The 17,727-nt window shown below is 70.6% G+C and carries 14 protein-coding genes; 10 read left to right on the forward strand and 4 right to left on the reverse strand.

Annotated elements, in window-relative coordinates:
- Positions 1-208: 208 nt before the first annotated feature.
- The 9 genes from ACZ7DY_RS13675 to ACZ7DY_RS13715 all read left to right on the forward strand — a co-directional run bounded on the left by ACZ7DY_RS13675 (position 209) and on the right by ACZ7DY_RS13715 (position 11,293).
- Positions 209-2,785, forward strand: coding sequence for a Z1 domain-containing protein (locus ACZ7DY_RS13675; RefSeq protein WP_471134102.1), 2,577 nt, complete (start codon positions 209-211; stop codon positions 2,783-2,785).
- Positions 2,786-2,829: 44 nt separating this feature from the next.
- A complete protein-coding gene (locus tag ACZ7DY_RS13680; RefSeq protein ID WP_471134104.1) occupies positions 2,830-3,825 on the forward strand; it encodes a PD-(D/E)XK motif protein in 996 nt (331 codons plus the stop codon).
- Positions 3,822-5,780 (forward strand): hypothetical protein, encoded by a 1,959-nt coding sequence (locus ACZ7DY_RS13685; protein WP_471134107.1) that lies wholly within the window; start codon positions 3,822-3,824, stop codon positions 5,778-5,780. The genes ACZ7DY_RS13680 and ACZ7DY_RS13685 overlap by 4 nt, the downstream gene beginning before the upstream one ends.
- Positions 5,777-6,673 (forward strand): hypothetical protein, encoded by an 897-nt coding sequence (locus ACZ7DY_RS13690; protein ID WP_471134109.1) that lies wholly within the window; start codon positions 5,777-5,779, stop codon positions 6,671-6,673. Before ACZ7DY_RS13685 ends, ACZ7DY_RS13690 begins: the two co-directional genes overlap by 4 nt.
- A 3-nt stretch (positions 6,674-6,676) precedes the next feature.
- Positions 6,677-8,536, forward strand: coding sequence for a DUF6339 family protein (locus ACZ7DY_RS13695; protein WP_471134111.1), 1,860 nt, complete (start codon positions 6,677-6,679; stop codon positions 8,534-8,536).
- A 100-nt stretch (positions 8,537-8,636) separates the two neighbouring features.
- Positions 8,637-9,752, forward strand: coding sequence for a DNA cytosine methyltransferase (locus ACZ7DY_RS13700; RefSeq protein ID WP_471134113.1), 1,116 nt, complete (start codon positions 8,637-8,639; stop codon positions 9,750-9,752).
- Between the two features lie 61 nt (positions 9,753-9,813).
- Positions 9,814-10,209 carry a very short patch repair endonuclease gene (locus ACZ7DY_RS13705; protein WP_471134570.1) on the forward strand — a complete coding sequence of 132 codons (396 nt, stop codon included), beginning with the start codon at positions 9,814-9,816 and terminating at the stop codon, positions 10,207-10,209.
- A 212-nt stretch (positions 10,210-10,421) separates the two neighbouring features.
- A complete protein-coding gene (locus ACZ7DY_RS13710; RefSeq protein WP_471134116.1) occupies positions 10,422-10,901 on the forward strand; it encodes a nucleoside deaminase in 480 nt (159 codons plus the stop codon).
- A gap of 89 nt (positions 10,902-10,990) precedes the next feature.
- On the forward strand, positions 10,991-11,293 hold the full coding sequence (locus ACZ7DY_RS13715) for a hypothetical protein (RefSeq protein ID WP_471134119.1): 303 nt from the start codon (positions 10,991-10,993) through the stop codon (positions 11,291-11,293).
- A 90-nt stretch (positions 11,294-11,383) separates the two neighbouring features.
- Here ACZ7DY_RS13715 and ACZ7DY_RS13720 read toward each other — a convergent pair whose 3' ends face one another.
- From ACZ7DY_RS13720 to ACZ7DY_RS13735, 4 genes are all read right to left on the reverse strand, one after another.
- Entirely contained in the window at positions 11,384-11,806 is a 423-nt protein-coding gene (locus ACZ7DY_RS13720; protein ID WP_471134122.1) for a hypothetical protein, read from the reverse strand.
- A 49-nt stretch (positions 11,807-11,855) separates the two neighbouring features.
- On the reverse strand, positions 11,856-12,842 hold the full coding sequence (locus tag ACZ7DY_RS13725; protein ID WP_471134573.1) for a GlxA family transcriptional regulator: 987 nt from the start codon (positions 12,840-12,842) through the stop codon (positions 11,856-11,858).
- 142 nt (positions 12,843-12,984) lie between these two features.
- Positions 12,985-14,484, reverse strand: a complete 1,500-nt coding sequence (locus ACZ7DY_RS13730) for an MFS transporter (protein ID WP_471134124.1) — start codon at positions 14,482-14,484, stop codon at positions 12,985-12,987.
- 207 nt (positions 14,485-14,691) lie between these two features.
- A complete protein-coding gene (locus ACZ7DY_RS13735) occupies positions 14,692-16,140 on the reverse strand; it encodes a DUF445 domain-containing protein (protein ID WP_471134127.1) in 1,449 nt (482 codons plus the stop codon).
- Between the two features lie 242 nt (positions 16,141-16,382).
- On the opposite strand from ACZ7DY_RS13735, the gene ACZ7DY_RS13740 reads away from it, so the two are divergent.
- Positions 16,383-17,702 carry an SGNH/GDSL hydrolase family protein gene (locus ACZ7DY_RS13740; protein ID WP_471134129.1) on the forward strand — a complete coding sequence of 440 codons (1,320 nt, stop codon included), beginning with the start codon at positions 16,383-16,385 and terminating at the stop codon, positions 17,700-17,702.
- Positions 17,703-17,727 lie beyond the last annotated feature (25 nt).

The raw sequence follows: 17,727 nt of genomic DNA on the forward strand, positions 1-17,727 counted from the left end.
ATATCGTCTGGCTCACCCCCACGCCTTTGATCCGAGGATCGCTCTGTCGAGCCGTGCGACTTCAGCGCCGGCCCCGGCCGGCCGGGTATCCGCATGACAATTGACGCATGTTTCGCATGTACTGAATTCGCATGACCTCAGAAACTTCATTGACCCAGGCAAGTACTCGGGGTACTGGAGCCGCGGGCGGTCCGGTAAGGGAACAAAAGTGAGCAGCGAACTCGGCCAGATGTACGAGGTCTTCCGCAATCTCCTCGACACCAGCACGCCGGCGGAAGCGGTCAAGCAGTTGGAGATCCTGGGCGTCGACCAGGATCGGATCCAGCGCATCCGCGAATTCCACGAGCAGCAGCTGCTCTCCATCAGGGAGATGGAGGAACCGCGCGTAGCCGTGAACGGCAACCGCGAGACCTGGTACACCGGCCCCCGCGAGAACGATCGCGCGTGGCCCGCGATCAAGCGCCAACTGGAGAAGTCCGGCTGGAGTCAGGACGCCATCAGGGACCTCGACAATTCTTCCACCCGGGTCGTCTCCCTTCTCAACCATCCGAAGGAGCCCGCCTTCGCCGCTCGCGGCCTGGTCGTCGGCTACGTGCAGTCCGGCAAGACGACGAACTTCACCTCGGTGATGGCCAAAGCGGCGGACCGCCAATACAAGCTCTTCATCGTCCTGGCCGGCATCCACAACGGCCTGCGCCGCCAGACGCAGGCCCGCCTCGCCCAGCAGCTGGTGGAGTCGAATCCGACGAATTGGTCTCAACTCACCGGCCTCGAACGTGACTTCGTGCCGACGGAGAATGCGGCGTCGTTCTTCGGCGGCAGCAACACCACCCATGTTCTGTGTGTCGTCAAGAAAAACGCCCGCGTACTCCGCAAGTTCGCCCGTTGGCTCGAGTCGGCCTCCGAATACCTCCAGCAGGCACCGGCATTGGTGATCGACGACGAGGCCGACCAGGCGAGCGTGGCCACCGCCTCGATCAACCCGCTGATCCTGCGCATCCTCGGGACCCTGCCGAAGGCTGCCTACGTCGGATACACGGCGACCCCCTTCGCCAACGTCCTCATCGACCCGGCGGCGAAGGACCTGTATCCCAGCGACTTCATCGTGAACCTGCCGCAGCCCCGGGAACACTTCGGCACGGAGGTGCTCTTCGGCCGGTACGCCCTCGACGGCGAGGATCCGGAGGACGTCGACGACGGCTACGACATGATCCGCGACATCCCCGCGGAAGACGTCCCCCTGGTCACCCCGGCCACGAGAGCCGACGCGGAAGGCTTCACGCCCGAGATCACCGACACCCTCGACGCGGCCATCCAGTATTTCTGGCTGACCACCGCGGCCCGACGCGTGCGCGGCACGGGCAACAAGCACGCCACCATGCTGATCCACACCAGCATGCGCATCCAGGTGCACAACAGCTTCCGCGCCCCGCTCAAGCGGCTCCGCTCGCACACCCTGGACCATCTGGGTGACGCCGACACCCTGCGGCGCCTGCGCGCCCTCTGGGACGAGGAGACCGCCCGGGTGCCGGCCGAGGACTTCGGACAGACGAAGGTCCCCTTCGACAGCCTCCTGAAGGAGTTGCCGGGGGTGATCCGTGATTGCCGGATCATCATGGACAACTCCGAGAGCGAGGACACCCTCGACTACGACAACGGCCCGGTGGTCGCCATCGCGGTCGGCGGCAACAAATTCTCCCGCGGCCTCACGCTGGAGGGTCTCGCCGTCACGTACTTCGTGCGCGCCGCCTCCGCATACGACACCCTGCTGCAGATGGGGCGGTGGTTCGGCTTCCGTCACGGATACGCCGACCTGCCCCGTGTGTGGATGACGACCGAGCTCCATGCCTCCTTCCGGCATCTCGCCACCGTCGAGGCGGACATGCGTCGCGACATCGACGTGTACCTGCACGAGAACGAGACCCCGCAGACGTTCGCCGTTCGCCTGCGCACGCACCCCGTGCTGCGGGTGACCGCCGCGGCGAAGATGCAGTCCGCGATCAAGGCGAGTGCCGCATACGGTGGTCGACGGATCCAGACGCGCTACTTCCACACCCGCGCCGACTGGCTGCGTGACAACGAGGATGCCGCCCGAGAGCTGGTGCGCATCGCCGTGGACGAAGCCGTGACGCACGACTCACGCCCCGAGGCGGGTCGGCACGTCCTGCGCGAGATCCCGCACACGCCCGTGCTCGAATTCCTGGACCGGTACCGGTTCCACGAGAACTCCCAGGAGTGCGACGCCACGCTGATCTCCTCCTACATCCGACGCCGCGTGCAGCAGGGCTCGCTCCTGCGCTGGAACGTCGCGGTCGTGGGCAACCGTGCGACGGACGACGCGTCGAACCACACCTTCGCACCGGGCGTGACCGTCGGTCGCATCACTCGTGCGCGACTGCACAACCTCACCGGTGAGCCGGACTTCGCGGACATCAAGACCCTGATGAGCCGCGCGGACGCGGCGGTGGATCTGCCGGACGCCCCCCGAGGCCTGACGGAAGAAGAGATCAAACGCCTGCGCCGGGAGCAGCTCCCGGACACCGGTCTCATCGTGCTGTACCCCATCGACAAGGACTCCCGCCCCTCGGAACGGCGGAAACAGTCCCGTGAGCCGCTCGGAGCCGAGGAACACGTGATCGGCGTCGGCCTGGTGTTCCCGGAGCCCGGCCACGACAGCGAGGTCACCTGGGACGGCAGTTACATCTCCGCGGACCTCTCGGGCATCCGGTTGGAGGACACCGACGACGAGGACCTGCGCACCGTCGAGGGCGAGGAAACGGCGTGAGCGACACATTCCGGGACGCGCTCGAAGGATGTTGGCGCGATCTCATGAGCGCGCCGGTCTCCGCGGACAACCGGCTCCGCACCGCTCCGCTTCCCGTCTCCACCGCGCGTGGTCCCGTCCTCGCGGCCGTCGACCGCGAAGGGCATCGCCACCTGCTGGTGCCCGTCGCCGGGAACCAGCACGTCCGCGAGATCCGTGACGGCCAGGTACTGCGCCTGCGCAAGCGGCCTCTGGAAGACGCGGACGTGTACCAGTACTACGCCGACCTCAGTTGCCTGCGCCACGACCTCGACGACGTGTTCACCCGGCTCGGAGAAGACGTCCTGCGGGAGATGAACCGCATCGGTGAGGACGACCGGTCACCGGTGTCTCCACGGCCGCTCAAGGTGCTGCATCGGGTCCTGGACCGCTGGCGAGCGCTGTTTCGAACGGCGGGGACGCCGTTGAGTGCCGCGCAACTCGCCGGGCTGTACGGCGAACTGCATCTGCTCCTGCGCCTTCTCGCCCGGAACCCCAGCGCCCACACCCTGTGGACGGGGCCCGCCGGGCGCCCGCACGACTTCACCTCGGGCAAAGAGGCGGTCGAGGTGAAGACGGCCACCGGTGACGCCCTGCGCATTCGCATCCACGGCCTGCGCCAGTTGGAGCCCCCGGAGGGCGGATCCCTGCAGCTCGCCTGCCTGCGCGTCGAGCGTACCCCGGAGGGTGGGAACGGAACCAGCGTCGTGGACCTGGTGGAACGGGCCCTGCGGCTGAGCGACGACGAGAACGCCCTGCTCGGTCTCCTCGCCGAGGTCGGCTACTACACCGTGGACGCCGAGCGGTATCGCGCGATTCGCTTCACCGTGCGCGACGAGCGCTGGTACGCGGTGGGCGCGGGCTTCCCCCGGATAACGTCGGCCGACCTCACCGTCGCACAGGTGCCCGGCAACGTGATGGAGGTCGACTACACGGTGGACCTCACCATGTCCGCCCCCAGCCCGCTTCCGATGACCACGGTGGAGAGACACCTGGCCGCACTGCTCGGGGAGGGCACGTGACGGACCCGCGCACCGAACCCCAGTGGTATTCGCAGCCCTACCCCCCGGAAGGGGCGAGCGCGGCCGAGGGCATCCGCAATCAGCTCGGTCGGCCCGAGTTGGACCTGCTGACCATCCTCGTCCGGGAAGCCGCCCAGAACAGTTGGGACGCCAGGGACACGCAGCACGACGGACCGGTCCGGTTCGGAATCGACCTGGGGTACGTGGGTCCGGCACACGCCGACGCCTGGCGCAGGCTCCTTGCCAACGGCGCGCCGTCCAACGAATACCTCGGGGTGCGCAGAGCACTCCGGTCGGGCATCCGGATCATGACCGTCTCCGACCGGGGCACGAATGGTCTCGGCGGCCCCACGCGAGCCCACCAGATCTCCCGGGACCGCCAGGACTTCATCGCCTTCGTGCGGAACGTGGGCGAACCACGGGACACGAGGCTGGGCGGCGGCACCTACGGTTTCGGCAAAGCCGTCTTCTACTTGCTCTCGAGCCTCGGCACCGTGCTCGTACACACCCGATGCCGCAACGACGAGGGGAAGTTGGAGACCCGCTTGATGGGCTGTGCCCTCTGGCACAGCTACCGGGCCACGGACACGGCGGGCAACGAACGGCGATATACGGGGCGGCATTGGTGGGGTGACGCTTCCGGTGACGTGATCGACCCCCTCGTCGATGCCGAGGCGGAGGAGACGGCCCGGCTCCTGGGTCTCGCTCCCTTCGGACCGGAGGAGACCGGCACCAGCATCGTCGTCCTCGACCCACACCTCGACGGCATGGAGCCGAAGGAGGCCGCGGCCTACCTCGCGGAGACGGTGGCCTGGCACCTGTGGCCCAAGATGCTGGAGGGTGCCGACGGCACGCCGCCCATGCAGTTCTCGGTCACCTGCGAGGGCCGCGACTTTCCCGTACCGGACCCCCGCACCACTTCTCCGCTCAATCTCTTCGTCGACGCCTACCGCCGGCTGGACTCCGAGGAAGGACAGACCCTGTCCTGCCACAGGCCGGTCAGGGAGTTGGGACGACTGGGACTCGTCCAGCGGCCGGTCGTGCCCCTGGAACCCGCTCCCGCCGCCCGTCGGGCCATGGAGATGGTGCAGATCGAACGCACCGTGCACCATGTGGCCCTGATGCGTCCCGCGGAGCTGGTGGTCACCTACTGGCCCGGTCGAGAGACCGGTGCCGAACTCCTCTCCTATGCGGGCGTCTTCCGCGCCACCGAGGAGATGGACGCCACGTACGCGGAGGCCGAACCGCCCACCCACGACGCCTGGAACCACCACCGGTTGGAGGGTCAGGAGCGGACGCTCGTGCGTACCACCTTCACGCGACTCAAGGAAGCGGTCGACGAGCTCCTCCAACTGGGTGGATCTGCCCGTGAAGGATCTGCGAACGTGGCACTGGGAGCGGCGAGTGCCCGCTTCTCCCCGCTGGTCGGTGGCGCCCGGGGAACCGGTGGCGCCACGGACCACGGAGGCACTTCCTCCACGGGCCGTGCCACTTCGGCGGTGGACGACGACGAGGAACGGCCCGAACCGCGTGGCGGCGCCCGCTCGGGCACACGCCGCAAGGGCTCGGGCCCCGTCGACCTCCCCCCGGCGGCCGACGGCGCGGCCCGAGCGCCCCGCCCGCGCGTGAAGTATGCAGGTGAGACCACTTACGAGGAACGCTTCGGGCATGCCGTCCTGGTCCAGGCGTTCACCCTGCCCGCGCCGATGCTGCAGCGCGTTCGCGTCGACCTGGCCGTCGCCCTGCCCGGTGTCGGCAACCGCGAGACCGACCCACCCGCCGGCGCCGCCATGCCCGGCCTCGTCGGCTGGGAGGACCCCGCCGGCACGCTCCACGCATCGCCCACCTTCGTCATCGAAGGCGGGGACGACACCATCTGGCGCGCCGTGGTCCGCCCGGCCCCGGACACCATCACGGAGATCACCGTGAAGACCCAGGCGGTGAGCGCGACGTGAGCAGACTCGCTCTCCCCTATCGCTCCCCCGTCCCCTCATGTGTCCGCGCCGAGCCCTGGCGACTCGTCCTCGACGGTGCCACGACCGAGCTCCCCGAGTCGCTCGACTTCTGGGACTACCGCATGGACGTCGAACTCCGCCGCACCGTACACGTCGACCTGCAGACGGCCCGTGCGGGAGCGGGCCTCGCCGATGACGCGGTGCTCACCCTCGCAGCGATCTGGACGGCCTCCGGTTCCAACCTCCGGGGTCCCGTCCAGCGGGTGCCTCTCAGCGGGGACGGCGTCCGCACCATCGACCTGCACGCCGTCCTGCCGGGCGCCCAGCTCGGTGGAGTGCTCTCCCTGGAGACGGTGCTCGTCCTGTCCCGTACGACGGGCCCCGCAGCACCTTTCGCTCCGCGCAGAGCCGGCTCGCTGCTCTGGGACGACGCCGCGGCCCTGCGCCTCCAGGGTGATGCACCGCTCTTCCCCATGACGGTGATCGACTTCGCCCACACCTCGTTCAGGGACGACGCGGCCTGGCACCTGCAGCTCGGCTCCGACCTGAACGCCGCGGCCATGGGCTCCATGCTCCTCGTCGTCAACGAGAAGTCCGAGGAAGTCTCCGGAGCCTTCGCGCGTGCCGCCAGGCCGGGCCCGGTGGATCGTGTCGTCCTCTCGATGGTCTACTCCGATTGTGCGCGCATCATGGTGGAACACGCCCTGCTGAAGGAGGAGTTCGACGACGACGCGGTCTTCACGGAGGACTCCCTGGGCGCCACCCTGATCAATCTCTTCCACCGGCTCTTCCCCGGCCGGACCGTCCAGGACCTGCGTCAGCTCCGACAGAACTCGCCGAACCTGTTCGCGACGGAGCTGCAGGCCGCGACCCGCATCCTCAAGGAGGCGTGAGCCATGGCTCTTCTCTATCCCCGCCTCCTCGCCGGGCAGGCCAAGCCGCTCCATCAGCGGTACAGGGAGATGTCGCCCCGCGAACTGACCGCGTTCGTCGCCCACCGCCACGAGTCCGCCGTCTACGTGGCCACCGGCGGCGACCGGATCACGGAGTCACGTCTGCGCGACCTGCGGGCCCGTGTCCTGCGAGTCGCCGAGCAGGGCGGTTTCCCCGGGGAGTCCTCGCGCACGGCCCGCTCCCGCTTCGACCTCGACCTGGCCGCGCTCCTGCACGCGGAGATGGACCTGATGCCGGCGGAGGCAGCGTCCGGCGACATCTGGGCCTTCCTCGCCCTGGTCCTGCTGCCGGACGTCGCGTACTGGCGCTACCCGCGCCCGCCCGGCGACCGCGTCGTGGCCAGCGACCTCACCCGGCACGTCTTCGGGCGCCTGTGGTGGCGCGCCCACCTGGTCCGCGACCCCTCGGCCGCCGAACCGTACGCGGCCCTCGACATCCTCGGTGAGGCCGCGTTCGACCAGATCTACGCCCGACGCAGGTCTCTGGGCGGCAGTCCCCATCTCGTGCGCAACATCCTGCAGGCCTGGTCAGCCGTGGACCTGCACGGCCTGCCCGAGCGCGAGGTCTTCCGCGACTTCCTCAAGCGCCTGCTGAGGCTCGCGCCGTTCGTCATCTTCGAGGCCCTGGACGACACGGAGCTGCAGGCCGAACTCCGCTCCGTGGCCGAGGAGTCCGTCGCCGCGCTGCGACCCGAGGCGTCCCAGCAGGAGGAACCAGCGCCCATACCGGCGGTCGAAGCGTCCTCCGCCCCCGAAAGCGGTCCGTCGGGTCCCACGCCCTCGCGGGCGACATTTCCCGCGCTCCTGACGCCCACGCCTCGCCTCACGTCCCTGGAGGTCTGCGCGGGAGCCGGAGGTCTGGCGCTCGGTCTGGAGTCCGCGGGCTTCACCCCCGCCCTGCTGATCGACAACCGACCGGTCGCCCTGGACACCCTGCGCCTCAACCGGCCCGACTGGCGCCTCCGCGAGGAAGACCTCAGCGTTCTGGACCCGGACACACTGACGCGGGATCCCGCCCTCCAAGGGCTCGATCTGATCGCCGGCGGCCTCCCGCGCCTGAAGGCCTCCGCCGCGGTCGCCAGGGAACGCGGCAACGATCACGAACTGGCGGTCTTCCACGCCACCCTCGGGCTGACCCGCGCCCTCCGACCCCGCGCCCTTCTGATCGAGAACGTGCCGGACCTCGTAACCGGCGAGACGTACGCACCGCTCCGGGAACACGTGGAGGAGACGATGTCGGAGATCGGCTACTCCGCCACCTGGTTCGTGCTCAACGCCCGCCACCACGGCGTGCCCCAGGACCGCAGGCAGGGCATCCTCGTCGCCTTCCGGGACCCCGGGGCCGCCGCCGCGTTCCGGATGCCCTCACCCTCACCCGAACCCGACGTCTCGGTCGGTCAGGCGCTCGGGCCGTCCATGGCCGCTCGGGGCTGGCCACGCGCCGCCGATTGGGCGGCACAGGCCACCGACGTCGCTCCGACACTCGTCGGAGGCTCTTGGGACCGTGGTGGCGCGGACCTGGGCCCCACCGGATCCAAGCGGGCCTGGGCCCGTATCGGCGTGGACGGCGGCACCGTCGCGAACGAGGTACCCGGCCCGGATTTCGAGTGGAACCCGGCCATCGGCCGCGACGGCATGATGGCGCTCACCGTCGAACAGGCCGCCACGCTCCAGGGCTTCCCCAAGGACTGGGACTTCGCCGGGCGCAAGACCGCCCGCTACCGCCAGGTCGGCCATGCCTCCCCGCCTCCCGTCGGTGAGGCCATCGGACGCGCGATCAGCGCCGCGCTGGCGGCGGTTTGACCACGTAGAACGATCAGGCGAGGGCACCTCACCCGGCACTTCTCCGCTCAGGCCCTCCACCGGCCCCTCGCGCTCTCCAACACCTATAAACTCGCTCACCATGACCGTCGCTCTGCCTCACCAGCGCCCACCTGTGGATTACCGCATCGTGGACCTTTTCGCCGGCCCCGGCGGGCTGGACATGGCCGCGACGATCTTGGGCGTGCCCTCCGTGGGGATCGAGTGGGACGCGAACGCCGTGGCCACCCGGACCGCGGCCGGACTTCACACCGTCCACGGTGACGTGCGCGCGTACGGCCCGGAAGACTTCCCCGAGGCGAACGTCCTCGCCGGAGGCCCGCCCTGCCAGAGCTTCACCGTCGCCGGATCCGGGGCCGGCCGCCGCGCCCTGGACAAGGTCCTCGCGTACGTGCAGCGTCTCGTCGACCGCGAGCCGCGCGACGTCATCGACGCCGACCTGGCCGAAATGGACGACGAGCGGACCGGGCTCGTCCTCGAGCCCCTGCGATGGGCACTGAGCGCCATCGACGACGCCGAGCTCCGCCCGTACGACGCCATCGTCCTCGAACAGGTACCGGCGGCACTCCGGGTCTGGGAGGCGTACGCGACGGTCCTGGAGAAGGAGGGCTATTCGGTGGACTGCGACGTCCTGCACACCGAGGCCTACGGCATCCCCCAGACCCGGAGGCGGGCGATCCTCGTCGCCCGCCGCGACCCGCTGACGGCCTCCCTCCCCGGCCCCACGCATCATCGCTACCGCAAGGGTGCGCCGCGTCCCGAGAGCGATTTCGTGCTCCAGACGTGGGTCGCCATGGAGGACGTGCTGACGGAGCGCACCAGCCCCTTCCAGGTCGTCTCCAATTACGGCACCGGCGGCGACCCCAAGCTGCGCGGGCGCCGTCGCTCCTGTGAGCCTTCCGCCACGGTGACGGGCAAGGTCTCCCGCAACCGCATCGTCACCGACGACCCGGCGGAGCGTGATCTGGCCCGGCTCAGTCACAGCGAGGCGGGACGTCTCCAGACTTTCCCGAAGCGGTTTCCCTGGTCCGGCGGTGACATCGCTCAGCAGATCGGCAACGCCGTTCCGCCGCGCCTCGGCATCCACGTCCTCAGCGCCGCGCTGGGCCTGACGCCGCCGGGCAAGGACGAGTGGCACGCACTCTCCGAATGGGCCCCGAAGGACCGTGACGAGGCCGCGGCGGACACCGCACACTGAAGACGTGCCCGTACCACGACCGCCCCGTCCGACCCCTTCGTCCCTCGCCGTCTCCGCACGGATGAGCAGGCAGCGCTCCCGGGACACCAAACCGGAGGTGGCGGTCCGGCGCCTGCTCCACTCCGCCGGACTCCGCTTCCGGTTGCAGCGGCGCATCCCGGGGATGGCCCGCAGCACGATCGACATCGCCTTCCCCGGGCCTCGCATCGCCGTGTTCATCGACGGCTGCTTCTGGCACGGCTGCCCGGAGCACGCCACCTTCCCGAAGGCGAACTCGGCGTTCTGGCGCGACAAGATCGACAAGAATGCCCTTCGCGACACCAGAACCTCCGCCCACCTCGAAGCTCTCGGCTGGACCGTTCTGCGCTTCTGGGAGCATGAGGTGCCGGAGCAGGTGGCCATGCAGATCGCCGCCGTACTCCGTCGGGCCAAGGACCCGGAGAACCCGATGCCTTGAGGTCGCCGGTCGTGCCACGAGAAGAGGCGTTCGGCCCGCTTCGGGTCCGCCGCGGACGGGTAGTGGGGGCAGAGCAATGTCTCCGGATGATCCACGGGGCCGTGCTTCCCTGCCGGAATCCGGCAGGGCGCGAGTGACGGCCCGTGGCCGGCCACGGCTCACGAACAGAGGAAGCCCCCGTGCCTTACGCCCCCGAGAATGAGCAGGATCGTGTGTTTCTGGAGCTGGCCGTCGCGCATTCGCGTCGTGCTCTTGGTGGTGGGGACAAGATGCCCTTCGGGGCCGTCGTCGTCGTGGGTGGGGAGGTGGTGGGGAACGGGGCCAACTCGACCGTCGAGCTCTGTGATCCGACCGCACACGCCGAAGTCATGGCTCTGCGGGACGCGGGGCGGCGGCTCGGGCGGCATCTCATCGAGGACGGCACCCTGTACTCCAGCGCCGAGCCCTGTCCCATGTGCCTCGTCGCCTGTTACTGGGCGGGCATCCCGCGGCTCGTCTACGCCGCGACCAGTCACGACGCCGCCGTCAACGGCTTCGAGGACCTGCAGTTCTACCGGGAGCTCGCCGTGCCGAACGGTGAGCGCACCCAGCTCGCCGAAGTGGCCGTCGGAGGTGAGGCCCGGGCCGTCGCGGCGGGGGTCCTCGCCGAGTGGGCCGCCTCGCTGCCCCACCCCGTCGAGCCGAAGCTCTGAGTCTGCCCGGCCTCGGCTCCTCTTCTTGTCGCGCGTTAGCCTCGGGCGGAGAACGCAACAGGGACGTATCACCGAGAGGCGGACCAACCATGGCGAGGATTCCGGCGGCGGCAGTGGCGGCGAGTGGGCTGATCGGCGGGTACGCCACCGCCCGGTTCACCAGGAAGCGTCCCCTCGGCGGAGCCGTGCTCGCCGCGGCCGGGACCGTGGCCGCCCGGCAGTGGCGGGAGGCCGCCGGCGCGAAGACCGCCGCCGCGCTCACCGCGGCCTACGTCGCCGGGTTCGCCGGGTCCCATCCGCTGGCCAAGAAGGTCGGGGCCTGGCCTGCCGTCCTCGGCGTGGCCAGCGGCGTGGCCGCCGCCTCCTGGGCATTGGCCGACCGTCACGCCTGAGGTGAGGGTCAGGGTCTGGGTGCCGGGGTCGTAGCGGCGCCTCACCCGACGGGCGCTGAGTCTCCGGGTGCTGAGTCTCGGTCCGGGGGCTCAGCCCTCCCCCCTCCGGAAGTTCCGCGCCAGACCCGCCGTCATCAGCACCCCCACCCCCATCAGCAGCGCGAAGAAGCCCCAGGCCAGCGGCCACGCGCTCGCGTCCTGGGTGGGGTGCGTGGTGAAGGACGCGTACAGGAGCGTCGCCGGTGGGACCGCGACCACCAGGAGCGCCCAGGGCAGGCGGTCCCTCAGGCCGAAGTAGGCCGCCAGCGCCAGGAGCGCGAGGGTCAGGAAGGTCAGGCCCGCCGGCGTCACCGGTGATGTCTCCTCGATCGCGCCCGGCGTCTGGGCGCGGTTGCGCAGGTCCCAGGGGAGGCACGTCACGTACGCCGTGGCCGCGAGGGCCGCGCCGAGGAGGCGGGTCGCGTATCTGGGGAGCGGTGCGGTACGCCGGAGAGGGATCAGCATCGCGTTCATGTGTACGACGGTGCCGGGCCGGGTGCGTGGCACGACAGAGTACGCGTACTCATTCCCGGAGCGGGGCCGCGCCGCGGAACGTCGACCGGTACGTCGCCGGGGGCACCCCCACCCCCGCCACGAAGTGCTGTCGCAGTGAGGCCGCCGTGCCGAAGCCCGACTCCGTCGCGATGCGGTCCACCGTGTGGTCCGTGGCCTCGAGGAGTTCGCGGGCCCGGTCCACCCGGCGCTGCGTCAGCCACTGCATCGGTGTCAGGCCCGTCTCCTCGCGGAAGCGGCGGCTGAAGGTGCGTACGCTCATCGACGCCCGCTCGGCCAGTTCGCCGAGTGTCAGCGGCTCGTGCAGGTGGTCGAGGGCCCAGGCCCGCGCGCCGCCCGTCGAGCTCGACCGCGGTTCCGCGACCGGGCGTCGGATGTACTGGGACTGGCCGCCCTCCCGGTGCGGCGGCACCACCGTGCGGCGTGCCACGTCCGCCGCGACCGTGGCGCCGTGGTCCTGGCGGATCAGATGCAGGCACAGGTCCACGCCCGCCGCCTCGCCCGCCGAGGTCAGGATGCGGCCCTCGTCGACGTAGAGGACGTCGGGGTCCACCGTCACCGAGGGGAACGTACGGGCGAAGAGGTCCGTCGAGAGCCAGTGCGTCGTCGCCCTGCGGCCGTCCAGGAGGCCAGCCGCCGCCAGCACGAACGCCCCCGTGCAGATCGAGGCGAGCCGCGCCCCGCGCGCCGCGTCCACGGCCCGCGCCAGCGGTGCCGGGAGAGCACCCGGGGCCAGCGACTCGTCCTCCTCGTGCGAGGCCGGGACGAGCACCGTCTGCGCCCACGTCAGCGCGTCGGGGCCGTGCGGGGCGCCGATCGGGAAGTCCGCGTCCGTACGGATCTGGCGGGGGCCGTCCACCGCGCACGTCCGCACCTCGTACAGCCGCTCCCCCGACGGGCCGCGCGCCCCGCCGAACAGCTGGTGCACCAGGCCGAGTTCCATCGGCAGCACGCCGTCCCGCACCAGGACCGCCACCCTGTGACGCGCCCTGTCCATCGCCGAATCCGTCGCCGAATCCGTCGCCGCCGCCGCATCCGTCGCCGCATCCCTCGCCCTCGCCATGCCCTCCGTCCCACCATCCGCCGTACCGCTGCTCATGGCCGGATCCTTGCACAGGGCTCCCCGTCGGCCAGAGCCCTCACGGGGTGTGCGGCGCCGGGTCGGCGCTCGACAGCGGTGTCGCGATGTCCTCCAGCGAACGCCCCTCCGCCTTCACCGCGAAGACCGCCGCCACCAGGCCCGCCGCGCACATCAGGCCCGCGCCGATCTGGAAGGCGAGGACCGTGTCGCCGACGACGCCCGACTCGGTCAGCTCCGAGAAGATCAGCGGGCCGCTGATGCCGCCGGCCGCCGTTCCGATCGCGTAGAAGAAGGCGATCGCCATGGCCCGCGTCTCCATCGGGAAGATCTCGGAGACCGTCAGATACGCGCTGCTCGCACCCGCCGACGCGAAGAACAGCACCACGCACCAGCAGGCCGTGAGGGTCGTCGCGCTCAGCGAGCCCCGGTCGAAGAGCCAGGCGGTGACGAAGAGCAGGACGCCGGAGAGCAGGTACGTCGAGGAGATCATGATCCGGCGGCCGACCGTGTCGAAGAGCTTGCCGAGAAAGAGCGGGCCCAGGAAGTTCCCGGCGGCGATGACGGCGAAGTAGTAACCCGTATGCCCCGAGGGGACGTCGAAGAACTTGGTGAGGATCGCGCCGAAACCGAAGGTGATCGCGTTGTAGAGGAACGCCTGGCCGATGAAGAGGGAGAGGCCGAGGACGGCCCGCCGCGGATAGTCGCGGAATACGGTTTTGGCGATCAGTCCGAAGCCGATGCTCTTGCGCTGGTGGATGGTGATCTCGCGGTCGGGGCGCGGCAGCCGCTCGCCCTTCTCCTCCTCGATCTCCCGCTCCACGGATGTGACGAGGGCGTCTGCCTCCTCGCCGCGCCCGTGGATGAACTGCCAGCGCGGGCTCTCCGGGACGTGCCGGCGTACGAGGAGGATCACCAGGCCGAGGACGACGCCGAGGGCGAAGGTGAGCCGCCAGCCGATGTCCTTGGGGAAGATGCCCGTGTCGAGCATGAGGACGGAGAGCAGCGAGCCGCCGATCGCGCCAAGCCAGTAGCTGCCGTTGATGATCAGGTCGACGCGGCCGCGGTACTTGGACGGGATGAGCTCGTCGATGGCCGAGTTGATCGCCGCGTACTCGCCGCCGATGCCGAACCCGGTCAGGAAGCGGAAGAGGAAGAACCACCAGGCGTCGACGGAGAGCGCGGTCAGGGCGGTGGCACTGAGGTACACCATCAGGGTGACCATGAAGAGCTTCTTGCGGCCGAACTTGTCGGTGAGCCACCCGAAGAAGAGCGCGCCCGAGCACGCCCCGGTCACGTAGAGGGCCGCCGCGATGCCCGTGACCTGGGCGGAGCTGATCGCGAGGCCGCTGCCCTCCTCGGAGAGGCGGCTCGCGATGTTGCCGACGGTGGTGACCTCGAGGCCGTCCAGGATCCAGACCGTGCCGAGGCCCACCACGATCATCCAGTGCCAGCGTGACCAGGGCAGCCGGTCGAGGCGGGCGGGCACGGCCGTGGTGACGGTGTGCTCCCCGGGTGCGGAGTCCGGGGGCGGCTGGGAGGGCGTGGACGACGCGGTCATGGCGGGGCGGCTCCTTCCGCGGGCTCCCACGTCGCCGGTCGGCGGTTCCCGTCGCGGGTCCACGCGCCGGCTGCACGCGTACGCCTCGCGGGCGACGGCCCCCTCGACGCCGAGAGAGCTCCTCCAGAGTGCCCGGTAAACGCGCTCTCACGCGCGCCGGAACACGGCCGGCCCCCGGCCCTCCCCAAGGCGCCCCTCCTGAAGCCCCTACGCCCCCACCAGCCGCGACACCGTATAGATCGCGAGCCCCGCCAGGGAGCCGACCACCGTGCCGTTGATGCGGATGAACTGCAGGTCACGGCCGATGTGGGCCTCGATCTTCTTCGAGGTGTGCTCCGCGTCCCAGCCCGCGACCGTGTCCGTGATCAGCGAGGTGATCTCGGCGCGGTAGGTCGTGACCACGTACACCGCGGCGCCCTCCACCCAGCCGTCGACCTTCTGCTGGAGCCTGCCGTCCGTCGACATCCGCGCGCCGAGCGACAGGAGCGAGGCCCGTACGCGCAGCCGCAGTTCGCTGCGCTCGTCCTCGGCCGCCGCCACGATCATCGCCCGCACCGACGACCACGCCGAGGCGATCAGGTCCTGTACCTCGCCGCGGGCCAGGATGTCCCGCTTGAGGCGCTCCACGCGCGCGCGGGTGTCCGAGTCGGACTGCAGGTCGGCGGCGAAGTCGGCGAGGAAGCGGTCGACGGCGCCGCGCGCCGGGTGCCCCGGCATGTCCCGCATCTCGGTGACGAAGCGGAGCAGCTCCTTGTAGACGCGCTCGCCGACCCGCTTGTCGACGAACCGCGGCGTCCACCCGGGGGCGCCGCCCTGCACGGCGTCCATCACGGAGTCGGCGTGCTCCACGAGCCAGTCGTGGGCGCGGACGCACACCAGGTCGACGACCCGCTTGTGGCCGCCGTCCGCGACGATCTTCTCCAGCATCTTGCCCATGCCGGGGGCGATCTCCTGGGCGTCCGCGCGCCGCGTGATCGCCTCGCCGACGACGGCCTGCACGTCGGAGTCGCGCAGGACGGTGAGGGCGCCGCGCAGCGCGGTGGCGAGCTCGGCGGTCACCCGGTCGGCGTGCGCGGGCTCGGCGAGCCAGGCACCGAGGCGTCCGCCGATGCCGACGGCGTGCAGGCGGCCCCGTACGACATCGGCGGAGAGGAAGTTCTCCCCCACGAAGTCACCCAGGGAGGCACCCAGTTGGTCCTTCTTGTGCGGGATGATCGCCGTGTGCGGGATGGGCAGGCCGAGCGGGTGGCGGAAGAGGGCCGTGACCGCGAACCAGTCGGCGAGCGCGCCGACCATGCCAGCCTCGGCGGCCGCCGCGACATACCCCGCCCAGGCGCCGGCGCCGGAGTGCTGCGCCCACTTCGCCAGGACGTAGACGACGGCGACGAGGACGAGGAGTCCGGTCGCCGTGGCCTTCATCCGGCGGACCCCGCGCCGCTTCTCCTCGTCGGCGGGGCTATACGTGAAACCGCCCACACCCGTGCCGCTCCCGGCGCCGCCCCGTGCGCCGGACGCGTCACGCGCTGCGCCGAGCGGGTCACGCGCTGCTCCGAACGGGGAACCGCCTGACGGGCGAAGCTCACGGGCATCCTCGTGCCGGCCCGCCTCACCCGGCCCGGCCGGTTCCTCCGCGTCTGTGCGTCTCACTCGCTCCACCTGGCCCGTTCGCGTCGTTCCTCGTCCGCATGGTTTCCTCGCCGTGCCACACCGTGTCCCGATTGTCCCCGCGGCATGTGTTCTACGCCCCTTCCTGACCGACTCCTGGAACGGACCACAAGTTCCCGGCGTCTATAAGAGACGGAGGGGGGCAGTGTCGGCCGTCTCCCGGTCCATGCCGCATCATGGGGTGATCACATCGGAGCCTCGGAGCTCCCCCTGCCCGAGGAGAAAGAGCCCGCATGACCAAGCGTCACGGTTATGCCCTTCTCGCCGCGGTTCTCGCGGTCATAGTGGTGATTTCCGCCGCCATATACGTCGGGGTCAGCACCGACGGCGGCTCGGACGACACGATCAGCGCCGGTCCGCGCTCCCCCCGCAACTCCGCCGCCCCCGCCTCCTCCGGCGTCTGGGTCGGCTCCTGGTCGGCCTCCCCCGCGGGGTCCGAACCGGGCACCGAGCAGAAGGGGTTCGCCGGCCGCTCCATCCGCAACGTCGTGCACACCAGCGTCGGCGGCACCAGCGCCCGCATCACCCTGTCCAACCTGTACGGCACGACGCCGCTCAGCATCACGCATGCCTCGATCGCGCTCGCCTCCGCGTCGAACAACCCGGGCGCCGCGGCCGGCACGCTGCGCAGGCTCACCTTCGACGGCAACACCTCGGTGGTGATCCCGGCGGGCGGCCACGTGATGAGCGACGCCGCGCGGCTGCGCGTCCCGCACGACGCGGACCTGCTCGTCACCACGTACTCGCCGACGCCGTCGGGCCCGGTCACGTACCACCCGCACGCACGCCAGATCAGCTACGTCGCCGAGGGCGACCGCACCGAGGACGAGCTCGGCGACGCGTACACCGAGCAGAGCCCGTACTGGCGTTACCTGTCCGCGGTGGACGTGCTGAGCAACGAGAGCGATGGCACCGTCGTCGTCTTCGGCGACTCCATCACCGACGGCATCTCGTCCACGATGGGCGCCAACCGCCGCTGGACCGACGTCCTCGCCGACCGGATGCGCGACGAGGCGGGCGCACCCCGCTACGGCGTCGTGAACCAGGGCATCAGCGGCAACCGCATCCTCTCCGACGGACGCGGCCGGCCCGCCGTCAACCCCAGCGGCCTCTCCCGCTTCGACCGCGACGTCCTGAACCGCACCGGCGTCAAGGCCGTCGTGATCGCCCTCGGTGTCAACGACATCCTGCGCAACCCGCACCAGAACAACCCCGACCGCATCGTGGAGGGCCTGCGCGAGCTGACCCGCCAGGCGCACACCCGCGGCCTGCGCGTCGTCGGCGCGACCGTGATGCCCTTCGGCGGCCACCGCGGCTACGGACCCGCCCTGGAGAACGTGCGCGAGGCCGTCAACGAGCAGATCCGCTCCGGCCGGGTCTTCGACGAGTTCGTCGACTTCGACCGGGCCCTGCGCGACCCGTACGACCCCCGCAAGCTGCGCGGGCAGTACGACTCGGGCGACCACCTGCACCCCTCCGACGCCGGCTACCAGCGGATGGCGCAGACGTTCAACCTCTCGCACCTCAAGGGCTCGGCGGCGGCCGAGCTGTAGCAGGGCCGCCCCCCCCGGGGGCGCG

This window comes from Streptomyces sp. NPDC037013, from assembly GCF_055607265.1.

What these genes read in the sequence shown, in the direction of transcription:
- ACZ7DY_RS13680 (WP_471134104.1), top strand. Translation starts at nt 2,830, where the DNA reads ATGAGCGCGCCGGTCTCCGCGGACAACCGGCTCCGCACCGCTCCGCTT.
- ACZ7DY_RS13695 (WP_471134111.1), top strand. Translation starts at nt 6,677, where the DNA reads ATGGCTCTTCTCTATCCCCGCCTCCTCGCCGGGCAGGCCAAGCCGCTC.
- ACZ7DY_RS13700 (WP_471134113.1), top strand. Translation starts at nt 8,637, where the DNA reads ATGACCGTCGCTCTGCCTCACCAGCGCCCACCTGTGGATTACCGCATC.
- ACZ7DY_RS13705 (WP_471134570.1), top strand. Translation starts at nt 9,814, where the DNA reads ATGAGCAGGCAGCGCTCCCGGGACACCAAACCGGAGGTGGCGGTCCGG.
- ACZ7DY_RS13715 (WP_471134119.1), top strand. Translation starts at nt 10,991, where the DNA reads ATGGCGAGGATTCCGGCGGCGGCAGTGGCGGCGAGTGGGCTGATCGGC.
- ACZ7DY_RS13720 (WP_471134122.1), bottom strand. Translation starts at nt 11,806, where the DNA reads ATGAACGCGATGCTGATCCCTCTCCGGCGTACCGCACCGCTCCCCAGA.
- ACZ7DY_RS13725 (WP_471134573.1), bottom strand. Translation starts at nt 12,842, where the DNA reads ATGGACAGGGCGCGTCACAGGGTGGCGGTCCTGGTGCGGGACGGCGTG.
- ACZ7DY_RS13730 (WP_471134124.1), bottom strand. Translation starts at nt 14,484, where the DNA reads ATGACCGCGTCGTCCACGCCCTCCCAGCCGCCCCCGGACTCCGCACCC.
- ACZ7DY_RS13740 (WP_471134129.1), top strand. Translation starts at nt 16,383, where the DNA reads ATGACCAAGCGTCACGGTTATGCCCTTCTCGCCGCGGTTCTCGCGGTC.